Genomic DNA, 25,069 nt, shown 5'->3' on the forward strand with positions numbered 1-25,069 from the left:
CACAAAGTGTAAGTGCGGTGACGCATTCAGCTAGTGTGTACTAATAGGTCGAGGGCTTGACCACAAGTCTTGATGGTACTCCTAATATGCTAGCAGTTATTGTTCAGTTTTGAGGGTGCATCCCTTATAAAAGAGAATATATGAAGGCTGAAAACAGCGAAAGCAAGAAAGCTTTCATGTAGTACGGCCGGTGCCGATGACGCAGAGGTCCCACCTGTTCCCATTCCGAACACAGTAGTTAAGCTCTGTTGTGCCGAAGATACTTGGTTGGAAACGACCTGGGAAAATAGGTAGGTGCCGGCTTTTCTCTTTTTTATGATAAAACCCCTTTTCCATTTTTGGAAAAGGGGTTTTTCTATGTCTCAATTCCATCAGCTGATTGTAGAGTGGTTTATCAAACCTCTGTGAAAACATCTAGGGCCAAAAAACTCTTTTAAACCATGATAGAGGATTTAAAAAGAGAATTAAAAATAAGAGCGTTACAGAAGACTCGCTTCAACAAAATTATCGTTTAAGCCTTACAAAAAGGTGCATACCAAGATGCCGTGGAAACCAGACCAGAATCCAAATCTGAAAGAAAAAAGGAAGAAGCAAAGGGATAGGCATTAGGAACAAAGAAAAACGGTACATTTCTGAATTGAAGATGTACCGTTTTTAAAGATAAAATTATGCAGAAACCAACTCATTCGTCCTTAGGTAATTCCAGGCCGAGCAGTTCTGCGATTTCTGCCGGTTTTAAGCCGTTTTTCTGGGCCAAACGAAGCAGCTCCTTCATCTGCTGTGCTTTGGTCTTGCGGGGTTTTCGCTTTTTGGGATTCAGCAAATTTTTTTTGCGCTCGTTCAGTTTTGCAATTTTTGTTTCTACTGTTTCGATTTTTTTATCAAACGCGGCCGCGCTGGCGGCTTTCTTTTCCTCAATAACCTTGATGGATTCTCGCAAGGCAGCAATGTCTTCATCAATTGCACAAATCATTTGTTCTGTTGTACGGCGTACTCGTTTTTCCTCTGCCATAATAGGTTCTCCTTTTGCTTTTGCAGAATTTATCACCATGATATCACGAAGAATAAAGCAGAACAAGGTGGTTTTTGCGGGCGAATTGATTTTCCACACAAAAAGAACAACATTGTGGAAAATCGATTTTGCAACAAAGGCCAATCAAACCAAGAGAGATTAGGCAATATGGAAATTATAAAATAGATATAAAAACCGCCCGTCCTCTTTTTTGAGGAAGGGCGGTTTGCTTGTTATAGGCTATATTGTGAAAGGCAGTTTATTGCTGAGCAAAATTAGAAAAACAGGTCCTTACCAGGGTACTGAGGCTCGGAAGTAATTCGCAGGCCCAGTTTGCGCAGGGTACCTTCGTCACCAGAATGGAGCATCTGGGTGGAGTGCAAATCACAATCCCGCAGCAGGGCCAATGCGGCCATAGCCTTTGCTGCCACTGGTTCGGTGGCGGCGCTTACAGCCAGACCAGCCAGAACATCGTCTACCTTCAGAACACTGGAACGGCTGCCCAGATAATCAATTTTCAGCCGCAGAATAGGCTCCAGTACTTCGGGACGAATCAGCATAATGGAATCCTGAATGCCGGCCAAAGTCTTTAGGCTGTTCAGCACAGTGGCACTGCAAGCGCTCATTAAATCGCTTGCTTTGCCTGTTACAATGCGGCCATCCGGCAACTCAATAGCGGCGGCAGGGTATCCAGTTTGCCGCTGCTTGGCCAGGGCAGGAGCCACAACGGCACGGCTTTCGGCGTTTACATCCAGCTGCTGCATAATGTTTTCAATCTTATGCAAGCTGGCTTCGTTGGCCTTGCCCTGCTTTACTTCACAGGCAGCCTTGTAATAGCGGCGGAAGATTTCCTCGGTAGCTGCTTTGCGCACGACCTCGTCATCAAAAATGGCATAACCGGCCATGTTTACGCCCATATCGGTGGGGCTGCGGTAAAAGTCTTTATTGCCGGTGATACGAGCCAGAATGTTTTGCACAATGGGAAAGGCTTCCACATCCCGGTTGTAGTTGATGGTGGTTTTGCCGTAGGCCTCCAGGTGGAACGGATCGATCATGTTCACATCGTTTAAATCGGCAGTGGCAGCCTCATAGGCCAGGTTTACAGGGTGCTTAAGGGGCAGGTTCCAAACAGGGAAGGTTTCAAACTTGGCATAGCCAGCCATGATGCCCCGCTTGTGCTCGTGGTAAACCTGGCTCAAGCAGGTGGCCAGCTTTCCGCTGCCGGGACCGGGAGCGGTTACGACCACCAGGGGTTTGGTGGTTTCTACATAGGGGTTGGAGCCGTAGCCCTCGTCGCTGCAGATGTAATCCACGGCCAGGGGATACCCCTCAATGGGCTTGTGGATGTAGTTTTTAACGCCCCGCAGAGTGAGTTTTTTCGCAAAGGCGTCGGCAGCACGCTGGCCGGTATACTGGGTAATTACAACGCTGTTAACCTGAATGTCCATGGCGGTAATGTCGTCAATCAGACGCAGAACCTCCATGTCGTAGCTGATACCCAGATCAGCACGCATTTTGGTTTTTTCGATGTCGCCAGCGCTGATGCAAAAGATGATTTCAGCCTTATCCCGCAGCTCATGCAGCAGCCGGATTTTACCGTTCACATCGAATCCGGGCAGTACACGGGCAGCGTGATAGTCGTCAAACAGTTTGCCGCCGAATTCCAGGTACAGTTTGCCCTTAAATTGATCGATACGGGCAAGAATGTTTTCGGTCTGCTTTTGGATATAAAGGTTGTTGTCAAATCCGAACTGCATACAGATCCCTCCCAGGTGATAAAATGGCCCGGAGCCCTCCAAAAAAGAGGGCTCCGAAAGCGGTGGTTTGCTTTTAACTTAAAAATAATACCATAGCTTTATGAGGGATTGCAACTAAAAAGCCAGAATCTGTACATAAAAAATACTGGAAGAAAATCAGAAAAAATGGTTGATTTTTTAAAAGACCAGTGTTATAATAAATTTTGTTATGGAGGATTAGCTCAGCTGGTTAGAGTGCCTGCATCACACGCAGGAAGTCTGGGGTTCGAGTCCCTAATTCTCCACCAAAAAGAACTCCGAACCTTGTACAAGGTTCGGAGTTCTTTTTTGCAAGCCGGGAAGAAAAGTCAATTGGGGTGAATCATAGTCCGCTGGTGGAAGCAGACGGGCCAAAACAAGGGCGGCTAGGGGATAAATGCCACCGCAAGGGAACCATTGACGGAGGTCTGCCTTTTTGGTATAATAAAAAACGATTCAGGTGATTTTGGGTTGTGAAACCTGGAAAGAAACCAATCAATCATGGAGATGTACCCAAGCGGTTGAAGGGTCCGCACTCGAAATGCGGTAGGCGTGTAACAGCGCGCGAGAGTTCGAATCTCTCCATCTCCGCCAAACAAAAACAGCACGGTGATTGCTTGCAATCACCGTGCTGTTTTTGTTTAGATATGCAATGACAGGAAGCAGCCATATAGCCATAAGCGCACGATGGGGACTATTGACGCAAAGAATGGGGGTGAAGCCTGGCTGATATGGGATACTTAGCCAATGGGCAGGAGTTCGTACACATATTCCTCGATGGAGACAACGGACCCCTGGTTCAGGTTGGTGCAGCGAAGCACATTGCCCTGGTCATCCAACTGGTATTGGTGCTCCTCCTGCACGGCAGAACCAGCACGCTTGCCGGTAAGCTGGGTAAGATGACCATAGTCATCGTAAGCATACGAGAGGATAATTGCGCCGCGGGCTATGGTGGTATCCTTTTCAAACACAGGCTGCTGGTCCACTATGCGCAGATGGCGAATTTTTGTGCCAGAAGTATCCGCCCGTGTAATGGTTTCCAGGTACAGTTCCGGCTCGGGAACGCCTGGCTTGCGCACGCACTGCTGTGTCAAGTTTCCTTGAGCATCCCGCACCAGTTCCTCCACCGGCAAAGTAAAGCTGGAATCTTGGCTATAGGTGTAGGTGGTGGTACTGGTTAAGGTGTCATTTTCGGTGGTGTCCATCCGTGTGACCCGGCCCTGGGAATCGTAGGTATATGCATAGGTTACGGTGCGGATGACTTCTCCGTTGGAAGTACTGATTTCCTCAATGGGATTGCCGTGGTCATCCATGCGAATCTGCTGAACGGCCGTGTCGCTGTTTCGGCTGCTGAAGGTAATCGTTTGCTGTGTCAGGATATCGTCCGCACTCCACTGCTGTTCCACCACACGGGAGGAATCGGGCCCAAAGGTGGTTTCTTCGGAACGCACAAGCCGGCCCTTGGCATCGTATTCAAATTGACTGGTTTGCAAAACACTGCCTTGCGGGTCGGTTTGGGTGCGGCTGGTCATCCGCTTTGCCTGCTGACTGGGGGCAGCGCTTACCTCAGGCGAACTGCTGGAGGAAGCAGGCTGGCTTTCAGTCTGGCTTTCGGCCTGGCTTTCGGGCTGACTGGAAGACTGGCTGGCGGCAGAAGATGCCGCAATGCTGGAGGAGGACACCCCGGACGAACTGGAAACAGGGGTGCAGGCGGTAAGGCAGAGAGCGGCCAGCACAGCGGCCAGCCCAAGGTAGCGAGCGTTCATAAATACAGCACTCCTTACTGAAAAACAAAATTCAAACAAGATAGTCTCCTTTGAGCAAGGCAAGAACACCGCAAAGGATGTGGTACTATTATTATACTATAAAGCCAACAGAACGCAAAGACAAACAGCAAGCCGCTCCACCAAGGTTATTCTGGCGGGGCGGCTTGCTGTTTGTTTGTGAATAGGTTTTTTAAAGGATAGGCTGTGTTATTCCTCGGTCAGCAGGAAAGTGCAGCTAAGTGCAGGCAGTTCCAGCGTGCCGCTGGCAGCAACAGGATTCATGGAGGGCAGCTGGAAGTTTTCCCCCAATACCAAGGGCGTGCCGTTGCACTGCATAACGGCGCAGCGAGAACTTTCGGCAGTGAGCTGGTAAACCTGAACAGTGCCGGGCAGCTCCACCTGAGTGGGCTCGGTCATGGAGTTGTTAATCACCAGATAGGCCTTGCCGGCTTTTCCGTCCCGGCGGGAGTGAGCATACACATGAGCACCCTCACGAATGGGTTCGCCGGCATCATATACGGTGGTACCCATCAGGCGGTTCCACAGTACAACGGCAAAGAAATTTGGCCGAGGGTCAAAGCATTCCGGCTTCAGGTAGCCGTAATCGCTGGAGGCCAGGGTGTTGTGAAAGATAATGCCATCCGTAATGGTGGCAAAGCTGCCCAGCTCGTTCAGGGTGCGCAGCACATCCAGATAGGTGGAAGCCCAGGTGTTTCCGCCGCCGCCTGCATCGCCGGATTCGGTAACCCACATCTGGGCACCGGGAACATACTTGTCCCGCAGGGGAACATTGGCCCGTGCCATGGCAGGAGCAACTGCCAGATACGCTTCGGTATGGGCTTTTTCCGCAGGCCAATGAGAATTGGGCATCAAAGAGGCCAGACGCTCGGAAATGCCGTTGTAGTAGTGGTAGCTGTATACCTCCATGGGTTCGGTGGAGCCATGGAGTAGATCCTCGGTATCAACCGACACCAGCCCATCCGCAATGCCGCCGCCCAAGGCATCCTCGTCCTCTGTCATGGAACCAGCAATGGTGGAGCAGGGGCCCACAGCCATACATTCAGGGTAGTGCTGATGCAGCCAGGCGTTGAACAGATCCTGGTCCCGTACAAAATCCTGGGCAGTATAGCCTTCGGGGGCGCCGCTCACCGAAAGGATGTTTGGCTCGTTCATAAATTCAGCAGCCAGGATGGGAACGCCGTATTCTTTGCTTAATGCAAAAATCTGCTCGGCCTGGCTGGGGTTCCAGGGTTCGTGGGCGCTGTGCAGTCCCTCGCAGTTGGCTACGGAAATCATCAGCTTTGCGCCAATGTCCCGGCAAAAATCCAATACGCCCAGCCACTGTTCCTTGGTGAGCACGCTCTGGTAGCCAGCAGGGGCTTTGCCGCCGGTGCTTCCGTCAAAATCATAGTAGGTTTTGGTGGACCAGGTGCCCGATACACGAACCCAGGCGGGGCCAATGTCCTTGGCCAGCTTGCGCAGCTTGGGGCTGGTCAGGTCGATGGGAGGATAGTACTGCATCAGAGAAGTCATTGCAGTGTGGTTGGTAAGGCTGCCGGTGGGCCCATTGAACGCCTCGGTGCCGGCAATCTGGCCGGGTGTGTATGCCTTCCAAAAGGTGCCTCCGGTTACCTCGGTCATCTCCACATTGTAAGAAACCAGCCGCTCGTCCACGGTGCGCAGAGTGGGCAAGCTGCCAGATTTCAGTTTTACGAATTGTGCCATAAGTACCTCCTAATAATTTAATCAGGTGTAATGCAGGCCGAAGCCGTATTCATAGTAGTTGCCCTGGCTGTCCCGGTAGGCATAGGCCTTGCCGTTTGCATCCTTGAGGGAATCGGGCAGATACAAGTCTTTATCAAAACCGGGAACATCGTTGGGGCTGATGCACACGCCCTGGGCATCCACCGCCAGCACCTCATCACCTCGGGGCAGGGTAACAGGCAGTGCACCTACCGGAGCAAATTTGCCGGTGATTACATCCACAACAGCCTGGGGGAATGTATCAAAGCCCACGGTGAGGGCATGGCAAAGGGGTTCCAGATTGCCCAGCTGCCAGGCTAGGGTAACATTCACATGGGCGATGACCTTGCCCCCGTGGGCAGCCACGGTTTGGGCAATTTGTCTTACCTCGTTCATGCCTTTTACGGTGGTTTCCAGGTGGCTGGTTTTTAGCGGGCGGCAGTTTTCGTCCACATCGGGCACCGACTTGCCGTCGCACAAGTCCAGCTCAAGGTAGCCGGGGGTGGCAGTGAAGTAGTCCCCGGATTGGGGGTACACAAACAGCAGGGCATAGTCTGCCTGAGCGGGGTCATCGGTGAGGGTGTAGTGGCTGAACAGGCTGCGCAAAGTCTGGGTGGTTTGAGGCGAAAGCCGCTCGTCCTTGTGCCAGGCCTGCACAAACAGCGTTTGGGAGCCGGGAGCAGGCAGGGGGAGAACCCCCTGGTTTTTCAGCAGCACCACGCTTTCGTGGTGTACCCGGTCGGCCTCCTGCCAATGGGCGGGGGTAGACACAATTTCCTCGGCCTGTGCCGCATCCCGGTAGGGGTCATCCACCACCCCTGCCTGGAACAGCTCGGTCAGGGTTCTGGTAACGGCCCGGTCCAATGCCTCGTCGGTAAGCACCAGCTGCTGGGGCTGGAACCCGGCGGGTACAGGGTGGGTATCGTAATAGCCGTTGTGGGCACGGTTGTAGGCTTCCTGGGCTGCTTCCAGCTCAAAAATGCCGCTGATGATGTCTACTCCTGCGTGATTGACGCTAAACCCGATTCGCTCCGGGATGTCCAGCATCTCCACACCCCAGGCCATGTTGCGGGTAATGCCGGAATCCGAGTTGATGTAGCCTTTAAAGCCCATCTGCTGGCGGAGCATGGTGTCAATGAAGTATTGGTTGTAGGCAAAGCCGTAGGGCTCCATGGGTACCGGGCCGCCCTGGCCATCGGTTTGGGGTGCGCTTTTTTCCTGGGAGGGCTTGGAGTAGTAGGGCATAATGGAGGCGGTGTTGCACTCCACAGCGGTGCGGAAGGGGGGCAGGTGGTATTTTTCCAGGCTGCCGGGGGTGGCATATACATTCCACTGGCCTGCCGCATAGTGGGGGTCAAAGCCGTTTTCACGGGCTCCGCCACCGGGGAAGTGTTTGGTGGTAAGGGCCACACCTTCCCGGGTAACGCCCTCGGCACTGCCCTGGATGCCGGGAATCAGCCGCTCCAGAATGGTGCTTACAAGGGCAGGATCCTCGCCGAAGGTGCCGTAGGAACGCTGCCAGCGGGGGTCGGTGATTACATCGGCCATATACATATAACCCTTGCGCAGGCCGCAGGCATTCCATTCCTGCCGTACCGCCTGAGCGAAGCGATCCACCAGCTCCAGCCGGCCGGTGCCCTTGAGGGCAGCGGCAATGCCCAGCGTACCGGGCCAGGCGGCCATCTTGCCGGTGCCGTCGTTCATGCCAAACACAATTTCGCCGTTTTCGTTGCGGGAGTTGGAGGTGACACTCAGGGGGATAAAATGAGTGCACTCCTCACAGACAGCGTTCATCTGGTCTATCCATTCCACCAAATCAGTGGGGGTGGCACTGGCCCGCAGAATCACATGGCGATAAAATTTTTCCTTCAGCATCTGGGTGGAGCCGATGATGTGCTGCTGCCCAAAAATGGTTTGCACATCGCATTCGGTTTCGTCCAGCAGGCCGGTTTCATCCAGCACGGGATTCTCCACCTTGATGGCCATGGGGCCGGTGGGAGGGTATTTGCCCATGCGCCAATCAGCCACAAACAGTTGGGCCAGTTTTTCCTGCACAGTAAGCTGCTTTACATAGGCTTCGGCTCGCTGGCGGGCGGGCAGCCGCCAGTCGTTGACGGGGCTCACCTTACCGGTGCCATCAATGTCTTTGAAATACAGGCCATCCTGTTCCAGCACGGCACGGCTGACGGTGCTGATGCAGGCACCCTGAGGGTTTTGGATGCGACGGAACCGTTCGCTTGCTTTGTTCATAAAAGTTCCTTTCATGCAGTGAAATCAATGGGGGTGTAAAGGTCAGGCTTTGTAATCCCGGGGCAGGTTGGTCCACCGTGCTCTAAACAGGAAGGCGGCATCCTTGGGCTGACGCTGACGGGTAAAGATACCCTTTTTGTTGCCGTTTGCCCGCAAAATGCCTTCGGTGGTCTGGAAGTCTGCAAAGTTCCAAACCAACTCGCCCTGTACAAAGTCGTAGGCATCGAACACCTGATGGTTCATGTCCAGGTACTCGTTCTGGTATTCCTGGCTCCACATAACGCTGGGCAGCTTGTGCTCGCCGGGCAGGGTATCGGCACCATATTCGGTAAAAATCAGGGGACGGCCTTCCAGCACGCCAGCCCATGCCTCCATCTCCTTATGGAAAGCGGCCTGAGCATCCACCAGGGCATTGCCGCCCAGCACATACCAGCCATAGTACCGGTTCAGGCTGATGAAGTCTGCAAATTGCTGGCCTTTGCTGTTGTGGGGCTGGCTCATCATAATGATGGCGTAAGTACGGGGGCGCTTTTGCACATCCAGCTCGTGGGCCAGGTCAAACAGAGGCTTGAGGTATTCTTCGGTGCCCTCGCTGGTACACTGGGGCTCGTTAAGAATGCTCCAGGCAATGACGCTGGCATGGTTTTTATCACGCTGAATCATCTCACGCAGGGCCTGCTTGTGGTTTTCCAGCAGCTGGGCAGTGGTTTCCTTTTCAAAGTAGCCCACAGGCTTGCGGCTGCCCTGGCTGGCATCCAAAAAGTTCAGGGTGCTTTCCATAAAGCCTACGGCAGGCACCTCGTCAATAATCAAAAAGCCTTCCTCATCGGCCAGCTGATACACCTCGTCGGCGTAGGGGTAGTGGCTGGTGCGCAGGCAGTTTGCGCCAATCCATTTCATGCACTCAAAGTCCCGCTTGAGGGTTACCAAATCAAGACCTCTGCCCCGCAGGTCTGCATCCTCGTGCTTGCCAAAGCCCTTCAGGTACACAGGCTTATTGTTAAGCAGGAACCGCCCGCCGGAAATTTCAAAGGTGCGAACGCCAATCTTTTCAAAATATTCATCCAGCACGGCGCTGCCGTCCACAATGCGCACCACAAACTGGTACAGGTAGGAGGCGTGAACATCCCACAGGTGGGCGTTTTCCAGCCGAAGGGTTCCGGTTTTGCCGGTTTGCTGGGCCACCAGGTTGCGCTGGGCGTCGTATACCTCCACCAGACACTCATGCGAACCGTTGGTATCCACCACATAGTCCACAAGGGCATCACGGCCCTCCAGCCGATGGTTTACGGTAAAATCCACCACCTGCTCCTGGGGCAGGCACAGCAGCTTCACCGGGCGCTGAAGCCCTGCATAGTTGTAGAAGTCAAAGTAAGGAGCAGCTACCTTTTTGCCGTTGGTAAGGGTGGTGGTTTTGCCGGCAGGCAGCATGGCCTCGTGCAATTCGTTGTTTACCAAAACCGACAGACGATTGTACTGATTATACCGTACAATATCGGTGGCCACAGCAGAAAAGGGCAAAAAGCCGCCCTCATGCTGGGCAATCTCCACCTCGTTTACAAACACTCTGGCCCGGTGGGTGGCGCTGCCAAAACGCAGTACTACCTCGTTGCCAGCCCATTCGCCAGGTACAAAGAAATCGGTTTCATACCAAAAATCACCGCAGTATTCCCGGCTGTCCTTATCGGTAAATAAATCGCAGAATGCAGAGGGAACGGGCATCAGAATGGGTGCGGGAAGGCCGCTGGCCCAGGATTGGGCAATGCCTTCGCTCTGCGGGTCAAACTGAAAGCGCCACATTCCATCCAGGCTGACCACACGACGGGTGGAAGAGGAAACCGGGTACAGCAAAGAGTCTTTCATAAGTAAAATACCTCCCATTACAGAATCTGATGATTGTTTGCGATGTGCTTTAGCAAACAGACCGCTGGAGTAACTTTAGGATGTGTTTATTATCGCATAAACCAGAAAGGGACAGTTAGTAGAATTTTTGGGGAAATCAGAACTATATACGCACCTTCCAGGCCAGACAAGGGCTGCATAAAGGCAGAATATCCCAAACCGAATTTGGGCAAAAACCCCCGTGCAGCTATGCCTGCTGTGCAGTGCAACCCTTCAAGGCAGCTGCCAGCCGGGAAGGCTGCGGCACCATTAAAAATGGGTTATTAAAACAAAAACAAACAACAAAACAAGATAAAACCATTGCAAATGATTAAAATTATCTGGATGCAGTGCAAAATTTTACTCACCGCAGGCAAGGCCAATCGGCCATAATGGATACAAGAATTTCAATCACGCAACGGAAGCCACAGGTGATTGAAAAAACCATACCGATAAAGGAGAATGAATCATGGCGAATACTCGTACACTTCCGGATCACTTCTACGACAAAGACTATGAAACCAATGGCATCCATCGTGTTCCGCTGTGGCGGATTGGCTGTTTTGCCCTGAACAATACGGCCACCAACCTGTATATGTTTTTACTTATGTATATCAGCTACTACCTGATGGGATTTGTGGGCGTGGGTATGGTTGTAGCCTCCAGTTTTTCTATGTGTATGCGTATCTGGGATGGCGTTACCGACCCCTTTGTGGGATTTTTGGTGGATAAAACCAGTGGCCGGTTTGGCAAAAACAGGCCCTTCATGGTGGTGGGCAATGTGATTTTGCTGGTTACCAGCTTTATCATGTTCCATGTGACCCATCTGCTGCCCCAGGGCGTTCGGTTCATCTTTTTTATTGTAATTTCCTGCATCTACTACCTGGGCTACACCTGCCAGTGCGTGGTGACCAAATCCGCCCAGAGCTGCCTGACCAACGACCCAAAACAGCGGCCGGTTTTTGCGGCGTTTGATGCTGCGTATAACACCGTATTGTTTGCCGGCGTAGCCGTGGTTGCTGCAAACATGGCGAATAATTTGCAGGATGTGGGTGGTTATAGCTCGGTGGAGTTTTTTCATACCCTGTGGCTGTTCACTGCCATTGGCTCTGCCATTATGACCTTGCTGGCCGTGGTAGCCATTGCACCCAAGGATCGCAACGAGTTTTTTGGTACGGGAGAATACAGCAAGATTGGGCTGAAGGATTACTGGGACACCCTTAAAAACAACCGAGCCATCCAGATGCTGGTTCTGGCAGCCTCCTCCGATAAGCTGGCGGCTTCCGCAAAAACCAGCGCCGTAAGCGTGGCCATGTTTGCCTGCATTGCAGGCTCCACGGTGCTGCAAGGCAATGTAACAGCGATTACCATAGTGCCCTCCACCATTATTACCTTTTTGGCGATTTCTCTCATTGCTACCCGTGTGGGCCAAAAATCTGCCATGGTAATTGGCTCGGTGGGCGGTATTATTATCAACGCACTGCTGGGCGCCTTGTGGCTGTTTGGCGACCCCACCACCATGACCAATGACCCTGCCACCGGTAGCTTTCACTGGGGCTACTTCCTGATTTTGCATGTATTGCTTAGCGTGTTGCAGGCTGGTTTCCAGGGTATTTCCGGCAACATCGTAATTCCCATGACGGCGGACTGTGCGGACTACGAGGTATACCGTACCGGCAAGTATGTGCCCGGCTTGATGGGCACCCTGTTCAGCTTTGTGGATAAAATTATTTCCAGCTTTGCACCCATGGTGGCAGGCTTGGTATTTGCAGCTTGCGGCTTTGTGGATCACAACCCTGTACAGGGAGACATCGCTACCCCTGCCCTGCGTTTGGGCGTTGTGTTCTTGGCGTTCGGAATGATTATTCTGGGCCTGGTATGCAACCTGATTGCCATGAAGTTCTATCCGCTGAACAAGGAAAAGATGGCCCAGCTTCAAAACGAAATTCGCATGATTAAGGAAAAGAGCCTGGCTGCGCAGCAGGGCTGAGATTTAAAAACAAAAGCAACGCCGTTGTTTTTGGATTTACGGTTCATTCGGTTGATATGAGGTGATTGCAGTGAAGGAGACCACAGCCAAAAAAGCAAAGGCACTGCCGACGGATGTGCTGGATTTGGCCATTGCCCAGGACCAGCTGAACCATCTGCGCTATGCACAGGGAGACCCCTGCACGGAACAGCACGGCCCCCTTTGGCGGGGGATAGACTACCTGATGAATCTGCGGGAGCGGCGTGTTTTGCAGCCGGTGCAAAAGAGCACCTATCTGAAATTGTGCTGGCTGGGTGCATTTGGCATTCATCGGATGTATGCAAAGCAGTGGTTTACAGCGGCGGTGTATCTTGCAACCTGCTGGACGGGGATTTCCATTGCCATGACCCTGATTGATGTTATGGCGGTGCTTCCCATGAAAGCCGATGAAAAGGGCGCAATTTACTTATAAGGCTGGGGCCAAAGGGTGCAGGTTCAGCGCAGCAATGCCGCTGGCCTGTATGAGTTAAGGATGCGGCCGGAGCCAAAGCCTGACGCACCCCATGCAACCCTTGTGCGGCGCAAAAAATCCATAAAAACAACAAAATGAGGCAACAAAAAAGGATACTGAGGATCAAGAAAATCCTCGGTATCCTTTTGCGTGATTTTGGACATTCCATCCATCACTGTGTTACAATAAGCAAAATTCTTTTTAGGGCAGCGCCCCGCAATCCAGGCGGCGGAAGGCGCCGGAAAATCTTTTGAGGGATGAACCAGAGCACTGGCCAATCCTTGGGGGGCTGGCCAGTGTTTTGCAAAACCATTACAGCAAATTGTAAGACAGTGCGCTGCCCCAGCCTTTGGGCATGGATTGCGCGGTGGTGCCTTAGGATTGCCCAATATAAAGGAAAGGAGTACAGGATGTTATGAAGGTTGATTTAGTTCACCTGATACGCCGATTGATGGCTTCGTATAACATTCCGGTTACACAGGTGCAGGCTCCCTTTGACGAGCTGAAGCGGTTTGACAACGGATTGCGGCAGGCACTGGACCCCATGTTCGAGTGGGATAAGTTTGGACAGCTGATTTTGGACCTTACAAACCCCAAAGAGCTGCTGCTGGTAGAAGATACTTTTGGCCTTCGCTTTGCATTTTTGAGAATTGAAGAAACCGAACAAACGGTATATATTTTAGGGCCATGGCGGGCAACACACATCGAAAGCAAACTCAGCAAGGAGATGGAGCGTCTGCTTGGCAGCGAAGCTGCCCAGGCAATCCGGCAATTTTACAACGGCGTGAGCCAGGTGGATGAAACCTGGATTATGCCGGTGATACGCACCTTGGCATCAGCGGCGTGGCCGGAGGGTGAATTTACAGTGAGAGAGGCACGAGAGCCGCTGCCCCTGAATTTTAAGCCCGACTTACGGTATTTTAACGAACCGGAATTCAAAAAAGAGATTCCAACCGAGGTTTTGGAGCGGCGCTATGCAGGAGAAAGCCGTTTTATGGAGACTGTATCACGGGGGGATGTGGATGCGGCTGTGGGCGCATGGGAGGGAATGACCCGCATACGCATTGAAGGGCGTTTTACAGACAGTCTGTACGAGATAAAAACCATGTTCGTGATTTTGAACACACTGCTGCGCAAATCCATTGAAAGTAGTATGGTGCACCCCTATTACATCGACCGAATCAGCACCCGGTATGCCTGCCGCATTCAGGAAATGACAGCCGAGGACCAGTATCAGCTGGGCGTTGATATGGTGCGGGAATATTGCAGATATGTGCAGGTATACTCCCTAAAGGAGTATTCGCCGCTGGTGCAAAAGGTTATCAACCATATCAATCTGAATTTGGATAGCACCCTGTCGCTGAAATCGCTGGCGGCCATGTGTTTTATTAGCCCAAGCTATCTTTCCAACCTGTTCAAGCGAGAAACAGGGGAAACCTTAATTGACTACATCAATGGCCAGCGCATCCGTCGGGCCTGTCAGCTGCTGGTAAAAACCAAGCTGGGCGTATCGGATGTGGCGGCGCAGGTTGGAATTTTGGATGTGAATTATTTTACCAAACTCTTTAAAAAATCACAGGGGCAAACCCCAACCCAGTACCGAAGGCAGAATCGATAGTATGCCAGAGAGGTATCTCAAAATAGAGCCAATCAAAAAAGGGTGGAAGCCAGCCAAATCAGGCAGGCTTCCACCCTTTACGCTATTGCCTGCCCACCCAGCTGGTGCACCTGGCAGAACAAGCAACCTATGGACAGGGTGTTTTTGGGTATTTTAGAGCCACGCCCCAGTGGGACTGGGTTATAAGCAAACCAGCAAGCAAGAGGGAGCATTGCAGGCGCAAAAAACGCTGCGGAAGGCACAGAAACACAAAAAGAAAACCGCTGGAACCGTAAGGTTCCAGCGGTTTGGTGGTTGCGGAGGCCGGATTTGAACCGACGACCTTCGGGTTATGAGCCCGACGAGCTACCAGGCTGCTCCACTCCGCGATATCTGGCCACTCAACTGAGTGCTTATATAGCATACCATGGGGTTGCGGGATTGTCAAGTGATTTTTTAAAAAAATTAAAAATTAAAAAGCAGATGCCGCCAGCCGGGCAAAAGCTGCCCGGCTGGCGGGGCTGTATCATTCCACCGGAACGGCGCCGGCGTCCTGTGCCAGAAAATCCTCCAGGCCATCGGTGCTGGCCATCTGGGCGTCCTGAGAATCGGCAGAGGCAGCGACGGTCTGCTCTGGCTGGGAAACAGGGCTGTCGGCGCTGGCGGTTTCGGCAAGCTGGCTGTCGGCCTGGGAACCAAACTGTGCAGCGGTGCTCTCGGCCTGTTCATCGGTGAGGGCGGCGGCAGACTGGCTTACCACATCCAGGCCCAGTACCTCGCCGGAGGGCTGGTTCAGCAGGTAGGCCCCCACAGGTTTTTGCTTGTAGACCAAAACCACGCCATAGCAGCTTTGCTCCCCGGCGGAACGGCCCGGGCAGAGCACCGACCATTTTTCCACCGTTTTGCCCTTGCTGCGGCTTAAATCCAGGCCGCTGGCCTTAACCACCGTATTGAAAGCAGAAAAACTTTCGTCCCATTTTTTAGGGATTTTTACTTTGTCCACCGTTGCGCTGGCAAGGTCAATTTCCAGGCCGTACAGCTGAAAAAACTCACTAACCTGGCTGGCTCCCTGAATTTTTAAATCTGCGGCCTGCTGGGGGGCAGACGCCGCCGTGGCAGCCGCCTCCCGTGCATCCAAACTGCGGGTGGCGGTAAACACAGCAGCACACAGCACCACGCCGCACACCGCTGCCGCACCCAAGCGTTTCAGTCCCTTTTTGCCCAATGTAAAAACAAACACCTGTAACTCCTCCTCTGCCGCATGGAGTGCGGCTGTGTGATATGAACGCGGGTTTGTTTTACTTATATGAACCTGGCGGCAGGGCTATGCATAAAATAAAGGGGCGATTTTCACATTTCCCCCACAAGGCGGCGGTAATATGATACTATAAAGAAAAAAACAGGGTTCTGGTATGAGCCCGATGCAACCTGCCCATACAACAATAGCAAGGGGGAGTTACTATGGCTAAAATTTTGATTGTGGACGACGAGCCCCGTATTCGGGATTTGATTCGGGCCCATCTGGAGCATGAAAATTTTGTGTGCGAGGAAGCCAGCGATGGCGGTGCAGCGCTGGCGGTTTTGTCGCTGGGAGGCATTGACCTGGTGATTTTGGATATTATGATGCCCTTTGTGGATGGCATGACCTGCCTGAGAGAGATGCGCAACCGCCGCATTACCACACCGGTGATTATGCTCACCGCACGGGGGGAGGAATACGACAAACTGGCCGGGCTGGAAAACGGGGCGGATGACTATGTGGTCAAGCCCTTTAGCCCCAGGGAGCTGGTGGCCCGTGTGAAGGCGGTGCTCAATCGAACCATGCCCAAGGCAGAGGGCGAGGGGGGCAGCTATGCTTTTGGAGGGCTGACCATTGATTCTGTAAGCCACAGCGTAAAGCTGGATGGCAACGAGGTGGCACTTACCCCCAAGGAGTTTGACCTGCTGGTGTTTTTGGCTGCCAACAAGGGGATTGCCCTCTCCCGGGAAAAAATTCTGCAAAAGGTATGGAACTACGACTACTATGGCGAGGACCGCACGGTGGACACCCACATCAAGATGCTGCGCAGCCATCTGGGCAGCTACCGGGATGCCATTGTGACGGTGTGGGGCATTGGCTACAAGTTTGACCCGGATGCGGTCAAGTAAGGAGCGGTGATCCCCATGCAGAGCAAAAAAAGAGGGTTTTGGAGCCTGCGCTCCCGGCTGATGCTGTTTTTGTGCCTGGCCAGCGCCTTTGTGCTGGGGCTGGTGTGGCTGTTTGTAACCCAGCTGATGCAGCCCTTATACAACCACTACATCTATCAGCAGCTTTCCCGCCAAGTGGATGTGCTGGTGAATATGATTGAAAGCAGCGAGGAGCCCATAAGCACCCGGGCCTTTTTGTTTTCCAACGCTCAGCCCAATGCAGAATTTTGGGAACAGGTGAACCAGGCAGCTGCCCAGGGTCAACTGAATTTTTCCAATGTGTGCATTGATGTGGCAGACTCCACCCAGCAGTATGTAAATGGGGTGGATACCCTTCACCCCTGCCTGCTGCACACCGAAAAAAGCAGCAGCAATCCCTTTAAAAGTACCCAGGAGACCGAAAAGAACGGAGAGCTGATTCGGGCTTTGCGGGCAAAGGTAGCCCAGGACGGAGAATTTCACGGTACCCTGGGCACCACCACCCGGCAGATGGTTGTGGGGCGGGTAGCGCACAATGGCGATTACGATGACTATACCGTGATTTTTTCCACCAACTTGGCCCGCATCGAGGAAGCCGGTCTGGTGCTGGGGCAGCTGATGCCTCTAATCTTTTTGTGCCTGATGGGCTTTTCGGTACTGGCTGCGTGGCTGTTCAGCCGCTGGTTTACCGACCCGCTCACCAAGCTTTCCAAGGCTACCCGCCAGCTGGCGCAGGGGGATTATTCGGTGCGGGTGGATGTGGACCAGACCGATGAAATTGGACTTTTGGCACAGGACTTTAACTACATGGCACGGGAAATCAATCGTGCATCCCAGCTTCAGCGGGATTTGCTGGCCAATGTAAGCCACGATCTGCGCACACCCCTCACCCTGATTAAGGGCTATGCCGAAACGGTGCGGGATTTAACGGGAGATGACCCCGTCAAGCGCAGCAGCCAGCTGGATGTGATTGTGGACGAGACCGACCGGCTGAGCAGCCTGGTGAACAGCGTGATGGAGCTTTCCAAGATGAGCAGCGGAACCGACAAGCCGGAGCGGGTGGAATTTGACATGGCCCAGCTTTGCGACGAGGTAGCCCAGCGGTACGAGGCTGTTTGCGCCAAGGATGGCTGCACCCTCCAGCTGGAGTTGCCAGACACCAACAAAGAATACAAGGTATATGCCGACCCGGCCATGATGGAGCGGGTACTCCACAACCTGCTGGGCAATGCCATGCACCACCGGGGCGAGGATGGGGTGTTTGTACTGCGGCTGCTGGAAGCTGCACCGGGCACGGTGCGCATTGAGGTGGAGGACCACGGCCCCGGCATCTCCAAGGAGGACCTGCCCTATATCTTTGACCGGTATTACCGCAGCCGCAGCAATGCAGGCAAGGAGGGCACCGGGCTTGGCCTTTCCATCACCAAGGCGATTTTGCAAAGCCATGGCTTCCGGTTTGGGGTAGAAAGCACCCTGGGCCAGGGCACCTGCTTCTGGTTTGAAGCCACCGACTGCAAGGAATAACACAAAAAGCAGCAAAACAGGCTGCCTTACAAAGCAAAAGAGCCACCCCGCTGGGGTGGCTCTTTTGCTTATGGTGCCAAAATGCAAACGAGTGCAGTGAACTTGGCTGGTATATCATAGGGTTAGTTAAGCCCACAGTGCAATGGTGCGGAGAGGGGTTAGTGCAGTTTGTAGGATTCAAAGGCTTTGTATACATCCAGATGAACCTGACCAAAGAACAGCACACCCCATACCAGATAGGCAGGGATGGCCAGATAAGGGCCAAACAGTGCCGATAAAACAGCACCCACCAGCATAATACCTGCCCACAAAAACAGGTTGTTGCCAGTATCCCTTGCCAGCCGGGCCTGGTCGTACTGAGCCTGTTCCTGAGGGGACAGGCTGCTGAAGCCGCTTACAAAACGGGCAGCTTTGCTGCCCATAGCCCAAAACAGAACAGCTATTAACCCAAAGCAGGGTACCAGCACGATACAGAACCAAAAACCGATGTTCATAATCAGCCCTCCGATTTGAGATTGTACAGCACAAAAAACTGCTTCCAGCCACAGTATAGTTTCCGAGCAAAGCGGACGCAAGTCACAAGCGGGAAATGGAGTACACCATTCCCGGCGTGTCAAATAGAAACACCTGGAGCCGTGTAAACTAGTGCGCTTTACCATTGGATGGATTGCTGTGCTTGAGGTTACAGGGCAAAATGCGGAGGCAGCCAGCAGAAAACATGATTCACCTGGCGCCGTGTAAAAGCGGGCGAACTGCTCCAAAACAGCCTGTGCTCAGGCACAGATAACACGAAAAAACAGAAACACACGGAGCCGTGTGAAAACAGATGAAACGATGAAAAAACCACAGGCAAGAACCTGAAAAAGGCGTTAAAGCAGAAGCACCTGGAGCCGTGTAAATTGGCTCCAGGTGGGGGATGCGGCTATTCCGCTGGGCTGCCCATGCGCTGATACACCAGCCGCTGGCTGCCGTCCGGCAGGGTGATTTCTCCCCGCTGGACAAAGCCGCAGCGAGCCAGAAGCCGTTGCATAGGCAGGTTATCCCGATGAGTGTCGATGCGCAGACAGGGGTGCTGGGCAAAGCACCACTCCAGACAGTAGGCTCCGGTTCCCTTTACCTGCCCGGAAGAAGCCACCCGATGAATCACCCAGTAGGGCATGGGTTCCGGCAGCCAGCTGCCCTTTTGAATGGTGCGGTAGGTGGGGTCTGGGCCGGGGGCAAACACAAAGGCCGCCAGCAGCTGCCCTTGCTGGCAGCACACATACAGGCTGCCGGTTTGAATGTCCTGGGTAAGCAGAGTGCTGTCCGGGTAGGTGGAGCCCCACTGGGTGGGGTTGCCCCTCTGGGCCATAAAGCGGCGGGCCTGGGCGTAGAGCTGCTCCAGCTGGGGCAGGTCTGCCAGGGTGGCAGGACGAATGTTCACAGCTGCACCCTCTTGCCTTTGCGGAAAAAGTATCCCAGGCAATAACTACAGCTCAACAGCCCAAATACCACCAGGGCAGCTACCGGCGTGAGGTAGCCCAGGGGGCTGATGACTGCCAGCAGCGAGCCTACCGTAAGGCTGTACACCATGCCAAGGGCAACCAGCCCAGGCACCCCCAGCAGCAGGCAGCAAAGAACGCTGGCCAGGCCCCAGCCTTGGAGCATCCAAAAACAGGGCCAGAAGGCCAGCTGCTGCCCGGCGCACCAGCGGCCCAGCACCCACCAGATGCACAGCAGCAGCGCCAGCAGGGCCAGCTGTGCCAAAACCCACAGGGGAGTGGATTGCATCAGCAGCATGGAACCAATGCCAAACACGGTGGGCAGCAGGGAGAAAATCAGCAAATCACGCTGTTTCATACAAAAACAACCTTTCCTAAGAAAAATGCAATAAAACCAGCCCCTTTGTGAGGAGGCTGGTTTTATTGTAACACAAATTGGGCTTCCCGTTGCTTATTTGCCAAAAGCAGACCGGCAAAGGGAGGGCAGTACCGCACAATTTGGGCCAAAAAGCTCAAGGGGCATATTGCGCCAAAAGCTTTCGGGAATTGTTTGCCGGAATGTTTACCAATCCGGCAGGGATGGGCTTGCGCTTTTGGGTTCATGGTTCAAACAATTTTTGCGTGTGCTCCACCACCGGGCATGCTGCCTTAAAAAAACCGCCGCCCATTGGGCGGCGGGGGTTAACTTGATAAAAGGCGCCCAGCAGGGCAATCATTGCGGTAAGGTGCAATCAGCAATCCTGTGCGCCGCTCTCGCTGCGCAGCCGGGTGAGGTACTCATCCATATGGTCGGCCACCTCTTTGGAGTAGCGCACTGCCTCCACCACGGTGCGGGCACCCAGCACCACATCGCCGCTGGCAAAGATGCCCTTGCGGGTGGTGTTGCCCTGTTCGTCCGTAGCCAGCAGGCCGTGGCTGGTGGTTTGCAGGCCCTGGGTGGTGCTGACGATTTTGTTTTTGGGGCCCTGGCTGATGGAAATCACCACGCTGGAGCAGGCCAGCAGCTCCGGCTGACCGCAGGGCACCAGATTGCCTTCTTCATCCGGCTTGCTGTACTGCACCAGCACGCCTTGGTCGGTAATTTCCACCGGGTTTGCGTAGTACACAAACTCCACACCGTCTGCCACCGCATAATCCACCTCACGCACGCTGGCCGAAGGCTTATCCCGCCGGCAGAGCACGGTTACATGGGGCACGCCCTTGCGCAGGGCGGTGCGGGCCACATCCATGGCAGAGTTACCGGCACCCACCACCACCAGATGCTCGCCCAGGTCGTAGGTATCCGGGTTTACCAGGTAGTCGATGGCAAAGTGCACATGGCCCAGGCTTTCGCCCTTGATGCCCAGCTTTTTGGGCCGCCATACGCCGGTGCCGATGAAGATGGCCTGGTAGCCGTCCCGCTGAAGGTCGTCCACCGTGAGGGCGCCGCCGATGGAGGTGTTGGGCCGAATCTTGATGCCAAGGCGGGTAAGCTGGTTTTTGTAACGGTCCAGAATGGTTTTGGGCAGCCGGAATTCCGGAATGCCGTACCGCAGCACACCGCCAATTTTATCCCGGCTTTCAAACAGGGTTACATCGTAGCCACGCTGGGCCAGCAGCACCGAAATGGTAATGCCCGCAGGGCCGCTGCCGATGATGGCAACCCGCTGGCCCTTTTTGGGCTGCTGCTCCAGCTGGAGCCGGTCCAGATGGGAGTCGGAAATATAGTTTTCGATGCTGGAAACATGAACAGGAGCGCCTTTATGGCCAAGGACGCAGTGGCCCTCGCACTGTTTTTCGTGGTCGCATACCAGCGAGCAGATTACGCTGAGGGGGTTGTTTTCAAACAGCATGGTGCCGGCCTGTTCCATCTGACCGTTCAAAAACATCTGAATCATGTCCGGGATGGGGGTATTGATGGGGCAGCCCTTGCGGCACTGAGGGACCTTGCAGTTTAAGCAGCGGCGGGCTTCGTTTACAACATGGATCGCCATAACTAGTCACTCCTGATTTTGAAATTGAACACTGCTCCCCATTATACACGATATTCCGCAAAAAGCCACAAGAAGTTGTAAAGTTAAATAAAAAACATCAAAAAATTGATTAAATAATAACAAACGATACAAAAAGTCTTGGACAGGGGCCGGAACAGTGCAGATTTTGAGACGGATGGCCATAAACCCGGCGGCCGCAAAGGCAGGCCAAGCAGCCACCGCTGCGGCCATGGGGGAGAAGGTCTGCTGATTGACGAGCGGCAAGGGAACTACTATTATTAAAGAAACACCCCTGCACAAAAGGGGCAGACATGGCAGCCCCAAGGCTGCAAAAGGGAGAGAACAGGCATGGAAAAACTAACGGTACTGGGCACAGGCAATGCAATGGCACTGCGCTGCTATAACACCTGCTTTGCACTCCATGAGGGCCAGCAGGCCATTTTGGTGGATGCGGGCGGCGGCAACGGCATTTTAAAGCAGCTTCAGCAGGCGCAAATCAGCTACAACGCAATCCGTCATCTGATTGTGACCCATGCCCACACCGACCATCTGCTGGGCGTGGTGTGGGTGGTGCGCAAAATCGGCACCCTGGCTCTGGAAGGCAGCTATGAGGGCGTGTTCCATATCTGGTGCCACGATGAGCTGGCTCAGGCCATTGCCACCCTGGTGCAGCTGACCCTCACCCCCAAGCTGCAAAAGCTTATGGGCACGGTCATTGTGCTGCACCCGGTTGCCGACGGCCAGCAGGAGCAGCTGCTGGGCCATACCGTTACCTTTTTCGACATCCATTCCACCAAGGCAAAGCAGTTTGGGTTTAGTGTTTGCAAAGAGGGTCAGGTGATTACCTGCCTGGGGGACGAGCCCTACAACCCCCTCTGCCGCCGGTATGTGGAGGGCAGCCAGTGGCTGCTGTGCGAGGCTTTTTGCCTGTACGAACACCGGGACCGGTTTAAACCCTACGAAAAGAACCACAGCACCGTAAAGGATGCCTGCCAGCTGGCCCAGGAATTGCAGATTCCCCATCTGGTGCTGTGGCATACCGAAGATAAAACCTACGACCAGCGTCAGGAGCTGTATACCGCAGAGGGCCACCAGTACTACACCGGCGATCTGCATGTACCCTACGACCTGGATGTAATCGACCTGCAGCCGCAGGGAAAGGAGCAGCAGCAATGAATTCCATGGAACAGGCATTTTTGCAGGAAGTAACCCAAAAAGCAGGCCAGGCCAAACTGGTGTGCGGCTGGCAGCCGGAGGGCTTTTTGGCCCGGCTGGAACGCACCGGCCCCCAGCGTGTTATGGAGCAGGCCGCCCGTCGGGGTGCTGTGAGCGATGGCTTTGAACTGCTGCGGGCAAAGGGACGGCTGGACCTTAGCCCCGAAGCGGTGGTGTGCAGCAGCCAGTATGCCCAGCTGTTTGAGGATGAAACGGTGAATTTTTGTTTGGAAGTGCTGTGCGAAAACGGCTATTTCCAGGTGTAAAAGGAGCGGGACATTTGTATGCAATACGGTTTTGTTAAGGTGGCCTGTGCCACACCCCAGGTTCGGGTGGCGGACTGTGCCGCAAATGCCCGGCAGACCATCCAGGCCATTCTGGCAGCCCATGCCCAGGGGGTGGAGGTGCTCTGTTTGCCGGAACTGGGCCTGACCGGCTACACATGCGAGGATTTGTTTTTGCAGCCGGTGCTCCAGCAGGGAGCGTTGCAGGCATTGAACCAGGTGCTGGAGGCCACTGGGGATTGCCCGGTGCTCTGCGCTGTGGGCCTGCCCCTGGTGGTGCAGGGCAAACTCTACAACTGCGCCGCTGTGATTCAGGCAGGAAAATTGCTGGGCCTTGTGCCCAAAACCTACCTGCCCAGCTACAACGAATTTTATGAGGGCCGCCGCTTTGTGAGCGGGCCGGAGGAGGTTATGTGGGTGGAGGTGCTGGGCCAGCAGGTGCCCTTTGGCAGCAAATTGCTGTTCTGCCACCCTCAAAATGCTGCTTTGTGCCTGGCGGTGGAGCTGTGCGAGGATTTATGGGCGCCGGTTTCGCCCAGTGCAGCCCACGCCCTGGCAGGGGCTACCCTGGTGCTGAATCTTTCGGCCAGTGATGAGCTGGTGGGCAAGGCAGAATATCGGCGCAGTCTGGTGAGCAGCCAGTCCGCCCGGCTGCTGTGCGGCTACCTCTATACAGATGCAGGCAGCGGCGAGTCCACCACCGACCTGGTGTTTGCAGGGCACAATTTAATTTGCGAAAATGGAGCGGTGCTGGCAGAAAGCCCCCTCTTTGCAGACCAGATGGTGGTCAGTGAGGTGGATGTGGAAAAGCTGGCGGCGGAGCGGCTGAAAAACACCAGCTTTGGCCCGCAAAAGCGCCAGGGCTACCACTGCGTTGCCATGCAGCCCACCTGTACCGATTGGCAGCCGGTGCGGCCGGTGGCACCCTTGCCCTTTGTGCCCGCCCAGGACCAGGAGCGTGCCCGCCGCTGCCAGGCCATTTTGGAGATGCAGGCCCAGGGCCTGCGCAAGCGGATGGAGCATACCCATGCAGCCTGTGCGGTGCTGGGCATCTCCGGCGGGCTGGACAGCACCCTGGCTCTGCTGGTGGTGACCCGTGCCTTTGAGCGGATGGGCAAACCCCTGAAGGACATTGTGGCGGTGACCATGCCCTGTTTTGGCACCACCAAGCGCACCCGCTCCAATGCAGAGCTGCTCTGCCGTGCCCTGGGCGTGACCTTGCAGGAGGTAAACATTGCTCAGACCGTGCGCAGCAACTTTGCAGACATTGGCCAGAGCGAGGATGTACTGGATGTAACCTACGAAAACACCCAGGCCCGGGTGCGCACCCTGGTGCTGATGAACCTGGCCAACCGGCTGGGGGGCCTGGTGATTGGCACTGGCGATCTTTCGGAGCTGGCACTGGGCTGGGCCACCTACAACGGTGACCATATGAGTATGTACGGGGTGAATGGCTCGGTGCCCAAAACCCTGGTGCGCCACATTGTGGAAACAGTGGCCTACACCAGTGCCCCCGATTTGAAGGAGGTACTTCTGGATATTCTGGATACCCCTGTAAGCCCCGAACTGCTGCCGGCAGACGGGGAGGGCAACATTGCTCAACAGACCGAACAGATTGTGGGGCCCTATGAGCTACACGATTTTTATCTGTACTATGCCATCCGGTGGGGGTTTGCCCCCGGTAAAATTCTCTGGCTGGCCCAGCGGGCCTTTGGCACTGCCTACACCCGGCAGCAGCTGGTACACTGGCTGGAAAACTTCTACCGCCGCTTTTTTGCCCAGCAGTTTAAGCGCAGCTGCCTGCCGGACGGCCCCAAAGTGGGAACTGTGAGCCTTTCCCCCCGTGGGGACTGGCGGATGCCCAGCGATGCCTGTGCCACCCTCTGGCTGGAACAGGTGCGCCAGCTGAAGGAACAATAAAC

The 25,069-nt window shown here is 54.2% G+C and carries 19 protein-coding genes, 3 tRNA genes and 1 rRNA gene; 11 read left to right on the forward strand and 12 right to left on the reverse strand.

Annotation, left to right across the window (positions count from 1 at the left end; translation table 11 throughout):
• Nucleotides 1-186 precede the first annotated feature (186 nt).
• A 5S ribosomal RNA gene (gene rrf / locus ACH2EM_RS01695) occupies nucleotides 187-303 on the forward strand.
• 379 nt (nucleotides 304-682) lie between these two features.
• Here rrf and ACH2EM_RS01700 read toward each other — a convergent pair.
• Both ACH2EM_RS01700 and ACH2EM_RS01705 read right to left on the reverse strand, forming a co-directional pair.
• Nucleotides 683-1,012, reverse strand: coding sequence for a hypothetical protein (locus tag ACH2EM_RS01700; protein ID WP_395150320.1), 330 nt, complete (start codon nucleotides 1,010-1,012; stop codon nucleotides 683-685).
• A 275-nt stretch (nucleotides 1,013-1,287) separates the two neighbouring features.
• The gene (locus ACH2EM_RS01705; RefSeq protein WP_395150321.1) at nucleotides 1,288-2,769 is read right to left on the reverse strand and encodes a DUF1846 domain-containing protein; all 1,482 of its coding nucleotides are present in this window, start codon (nucleotides 2,767-2,769) and stop codon (nucleotides 1,288-1,290) included.
• 210 nt (nucleotides 2,770-2,979) lie between these two features.
• Here ACH2EM_RS01705 and ACH2EM_RS01710 point away from each other — a divergent pair.
• Both ACH2EM_RS01710 and ACH2EM_RS01715 read left to right on the forward strand, forming a co-directional pair.
• Nucleotides 2,980-3,056 (forward strand) — tRNA-Val (locus ACH2EM_RS01710).
• A gap of 234 nt (nucleotides 3,057-3,290) precedes the next feature.
• Nucleotides 3,291-3,381, forward strand: a tRNA-Ser gene (locus ACH2EM_RS01715).
• Nucleotides 3,382-3,527: 146 nt separating this feature from the next.
• Here the strand turns inward: ACH2EM_RS01715 and ACH2EM_RS01720 are convergent.
• The 4 genes from ACH2EM_RS01720 to uidA all read right to left on the reverse strand — a co-directional run bounded on the left by ACH2EM_RS01720 (nucleotide 3,528) and on the right by uidA (nucleotide 10,409).
• A complete protein-coding gene (locus ACH2EM_RS01720; RefSeq protein ID WP_395150322.1) occupies nucleotides 3,528-4,553 on the reverse strand; it encodes a hypothetical protein in 1,026 nt (341 codons plus the stop codon).
• 207 nt (nucleotides 4,554-4,760) lie between these two features.
• Nucleotides 4,761-6,278: a beta-glucuronidase gene (locus ACH2EM_RS01725; RefSeq protein WP_395150323.1), complete on the reverse strand. Its 1,518-nt coding sequence runs from the start codon at nucleotides 6,276-6,278 to the stop codon at nucleotides 4,761-4,763.
• A gap of 21 nt (nucleotides 6,279-6,299) precedes the next feature.
• Complete coding sequence (locus tag ACH2EM_RS01730) at nucleotides 6,300-8,546, reverse strand: glycoside hydrolase family 3 N-terminal domain-containing protein (RefSeq protein ID WP_395150324.1); 2,247 nt, start codon at nucleotides 8,544-8,546, stop codon at nucleotides 6,300-6,302.
• A 42-nt stretch (nucleotides 8,547-8,588) separates the two neighbouring features.
• The gene (uidA, locus tag ACH2EM_RS01735; RefSeq protein ID WP_395150326.1) at nucleotides 8,589-10,409 is read right to left on the reverse strand and encodes a beta-glucuronidase; all 1,821 of its coding nucleotides are present in this window, start codon (nucleotides 10,407-10,409) and stop codon (nucleotides 8,589-8,591) included.
• A 487-nt stretch (nucleotides 10,410-10,896) separates the two neighbouring features.
• Here uidA and ACH2EM_RS01740 point away from each other — a divergent pair, with 487 nt between their 5' ends.
• The 3 genes from ACH2EM_RS01740 (at nucleotide 10,897) to ACH2EM_RS01750 (ending at nucleotide 14,525) form a co-directional block, all read left to right on the forward strand.
• The gene (locus ACH2EM_RS01740; RefSeq protein WP_395150328.1) at nucleotides 10,897-12,417 is read left to right on the forward strand and encodes an MFS transporter; all 1,521 of its coding nucleotides are present in this window, start codon (nucleotides 10,897-10,899) and stop codon (nucleotides 12,415-12,417) included.
• A gap of 70 nt (nucleotides 12,418-12,487) precedes the next feature.
• Nucleotides 12,488-12,868 carry a TM2 domain-containing protein gene (locus ACH2EM_RS01745; protein WP_395150329.1) on the forward strand — a complete coding sequence of 127 codons (381 nt, stop codon included), beginning with the start codon at nucleotides 12,488-12,490 and terminating at the stop codon, nucleotides 12,866-12,868.
• Nucleotides 12,869-13,322: 454 nt separating this feature from the next.
• On the forward strand, nucleotides 13,323-14,525 hold the full coding sequence (locus ACH2EM_RS01750; protein WP_395150330.1) for a helix-turn-helix domain-containing protein: 1,203 nt from the start codon (nucleotides 13,323-13,325) through the stop codon (nucleotides 14,523-14,525).
• A gap of 291 nt (nucleotides 14,526-14,816) precedes the next feature.
• Here the strand turns inward: ACH2EM_RS01750 and ACH2EM_RS01755 are convergent.
• Nucleotides 14,817-14,893: transfer RNA gene (locus tag ACH2EM_RS01755), tRNA-Met, on the reverse strand.
• Nucleotides 14,894-15,030: 137 nt separating this feature from the next.
• Nucleotides 15,031-15,744 carry a DUF4830 domain-containing protein gene (locus tag ACH2EM_RS01760; RefSeq protein ID WP_395150331.1) on the reverse strand — a complete coding sequence of 238 codons (714 nt, stop codon included), beginning with the start codon at nucleotides 15,742-15,744 and terminating at the stop codon, nucleotides 15,031-15,033.
• Between the two features lie 221 nt (nucleotides 15,745-15,965).
• On the opposite strand from ACH2EM_RS01760, the gene ACH2EM_RS01765 reads away from it, so the two are divergent.
• Both ACH2EM_RS01765 and ACH2EM_RS01770 read left to right on the forward strand, forming a co-directional pair.
• Entirely contained in the window at nucleotides 15,966-16,652 is a 687-nt protein-coding gene (locus ACH2EM_RS01765; RefSeq protein ID WP_395150332.1) for a response regulator transcription factor, read from the forward strand.
• A 15-nt stretch (nucleotides 16,653-16,667) separates the two neighbouring features.
• Complete coding sequence (locus tag ACH2EM_RS01770; RefSeq protein WP_395150334.1) at nucleotides 16,668-18,194, forward strand: ATP-binding protein; 1,527 nt, start codon at nucleotides 16,668-16,670, stop codon at nucleotides 18,192-18,194.
• Nucleotides 18,195-18,352: 158 nt separating this feature from the next.
• Here the strand turns inward: ACH2EM_RS01770 and ACH2EM_RS01775 are convergent, their stop codons facing one another.
• The 4 genes from ACH2EM_RS01775 to ACH2EM_RS01790 form a co-directional block, all read right to left on the reverse strand.
• On the reverse strand, nucleotides 18,353-18,688 hold the full coding sequence (locus tag ACH2EM_RS01775) for a DUF3784 domain-containing protein (protein WP_395150335.1): 336 nt from the start codon (nucleotides 18,686-18,688) through the stop codon (nucleotides 18,353-18,355).
• A gap of 428 nt (nucleotides 18,689-19,116) precedes the next feature.
• Nucleotides 19,117-19,617, reverse strand: a complete 501-nt coding sequence (locus ACH2EM_RS01780; RefSeq protein ID WP_395150336.1) for a GNAT family N-acetyltransferase — start codon at nucleotides 19,615-19,617, stop codon at nucleotides 19,117-19,119.
• On the reverse strand, nucleotides 19,614-20,033 hold the full coding sequence (locus ACH2EM_RS01785; protein WP_395150337.1) for a hypothetical protein: 420 nt from the start codon (nucleotides 20,031-20,033) through the stop codon (nucleotides 19,614-19,616). Before ACH2EM_RS01785 ends, ACH2EM_RS01780 begins: the two co-directional genes overlap by 4 nt.
• Nucleotides 20,034-20,406: 373 nt before the next feature.
• A complete protein-coding gene (locus ACH2EM_RS01790; RefSeq protein ID WP_395150338.1) occupies nucleotides 20,407-21,648 on the reverse strand; it encodes an NAD(P)-dependent oxidoreductase in 1,242 nt (413 codons plus the stop codon).
• A gap of 348 nt (nucleotides 21,649-21,996) precedes the next feature.
• On the opposite strand from ACH2EM_RS01790, the gene ACH2EM_RS01795 reads away from it, so the two are divergent.
• Genes ACH2EM_RS01795 through ACH2EM_RS01805 form a run of 3 tightly spaced genes read left to right on the forward strand, consistent with a single transcriptional unit; the run spans nucleotide 21,997 to nucleotide 25,067 of the window.
• Nucleotides 21,997-22,824: an MBL fold metallo-hydrolase gene (locus ACH2EM_RS01795; protein WP_395150339.1), complete on the forward strand. Its 828-nt coding sequence runs from the start codon at nucleotides 21,997-21,999 to the stop codon at nucleotides 22,822-22,824.
• Nucleotides 22,821-23,129: a hypothetical protein gene (locus ACH2EM_RS01800; RefSeq protein WP_395150341.1), complete on the forward strand. Its 309-nt coding sequence runs from the start codon at nucleotides 22,821-22,823 to the stop codon at nucleotides 23,127-23,129. Before ACH2EM_RS01795 ends, ACH2EM_RS01800 begins: the two co-directional genes overlap by 4 nt.
• Before the next feature lie 18 nt (nucleotides 23,130-23,147).
• Nucleotides 23,148-25,067 (forward strand): NAD(+) synthase, encoded by a 1,920-nt coding sequence (locus ACH2EM_RS01805; RefSeq protein WP_395150342.1) that lies wholly within the window; start codon nucleotides 23,148-23,150, stop codon nucleotides 25,065-25,067.
• The last annotated feature ends 2 nt before the right edge of the window (nucleotides 25,068-25,069 follow it).

Source organism: uncultured Allofournierella sp. (genome assembly GCA_944382705.1).
GTDB lineage: Bacteria > Bacillota > Clostridia > Oscillospirales > Ruminococcaceae > Allofournierella.

Excerpts from the sequence above, each read along its gene's own strand:
- ACH2EM_RS01700 (WP_395150320.1), bottom strand. The coding sequence starts at position 1,012 with ATGGCAGAGGAAAAACGAGTACGCCGTACAACAGAACAAATGATTTGT.
- ACH2EM_RS01705 (WP_395150321.1), bottom strand. The coding sequence starts at position 2,769 with ATGCAGTTCGGATTTGACAACAACCTTTATATCCAAAAGCAGACCGAA.
- ACH2EM_RS01720 (WP_395150322.1), bottom strand. The coding sequence starts at position 4,553 with ATGAACGCTCGCTACCTTGGGCTGGCCGCTGTGCTGGCCGCTCTCTGC.
- ACH2EM_RS01725 (WP_395150323.1), bottom strand. The coding sequence starts at position 6,278 with ATGGCACAATTCGTAAAACTGAAATCTGGCAGCTTGCCCACTCTGCGC.
- ACH2EM_RS01730 (WP_395150324.1), bottom strand. The coding sequence starts at position 8,546 with ATGAACAAAGCAAGCGAACGGTTCCGTCGCATCCAAAACCCTCAGGGT.
- uidA (WP_395150326.1), bottom strand. The coding sequence starts at position 10,409 with ATGAAAGACTCTTTGCTGTACCCGGTTTCCTCTTCCACCCGTCGTGTG.
- ACH2EM_RS01740 (WP_395150328.1), top strand. The coding sequence starts at position 10,897 with ATGGCGAATACTCGTACACTTCCGGATCACTTCTACGACAAAGACTAT.
- ACH2EM_RS01750 (WP_395150330.1), top strand. The coding sequence starts at position 13,323 with ATGAAGGTTGATTTAGTTCACCTGATACGCCGATTGATGGCTTCGTAT.
- ACH2EM_RS01765 (WP_395150332.1), top strand. The coding sequence starts at position 15,966 with ATGGCTAAAATTTTGATTGTGGACGACGAGCCCCGTATTCGGGATTTG.
- ACH2EM_RS01770 (WP_395150334.1), top strand. The coding sequence starts at position 16,668 with ATGCAGAGCAAAAAAAGAGGGTTTTGGAGCCTGCGCTCCCGGCTGATG.
- ACH2EM_RS01775 (WP_395150335.1), bottom strand. The coding sequence starts at position 18,688 with ATGAACATCGGTTTTTGGTTCTGTATCGTGCTGGTACCCTGCTTTGGG.
- ACH2EM_RS01785 (WP_395150337.1), bottom strand. The coding sequence starts at position 20,033 with ATGAAACAGCGTGATTTGCTGATTTTCTCCCTGCTGCCCACCGTGTTT.
- ACH2EM_RS01790 (WP_395150338.1), bottom strand. The coding sequence starts at position 21,648 with ATGGCGATCCATGTTGTAAACGAAGCCCGCCGCTGCTTAAACTGCAAG.
- ACH2EM_RS01795 (WP_395150339.1), top strand. The coding sequence starts at position 21,997 with ATGGAAAAACTAACGGTACTGGGCACAGGCAATGCAATGGCACTGCGC.
- ACH2EM_RS01800 (WP_395150341.1), top strand. The coding sequence starts at position 22,821 with ATGAATTCCATGGAACAGGCATTTTTGCAGGAAGTAACCCAAAAAGCA.
- ACH2EM_RS01805 (WP_395150342.1), top strand. The coding sequence starts at position 23,148 with ATGCAATACGGTTTTGTTAAGGTGGCCTGTGCCACACCCCAGGTTCGG.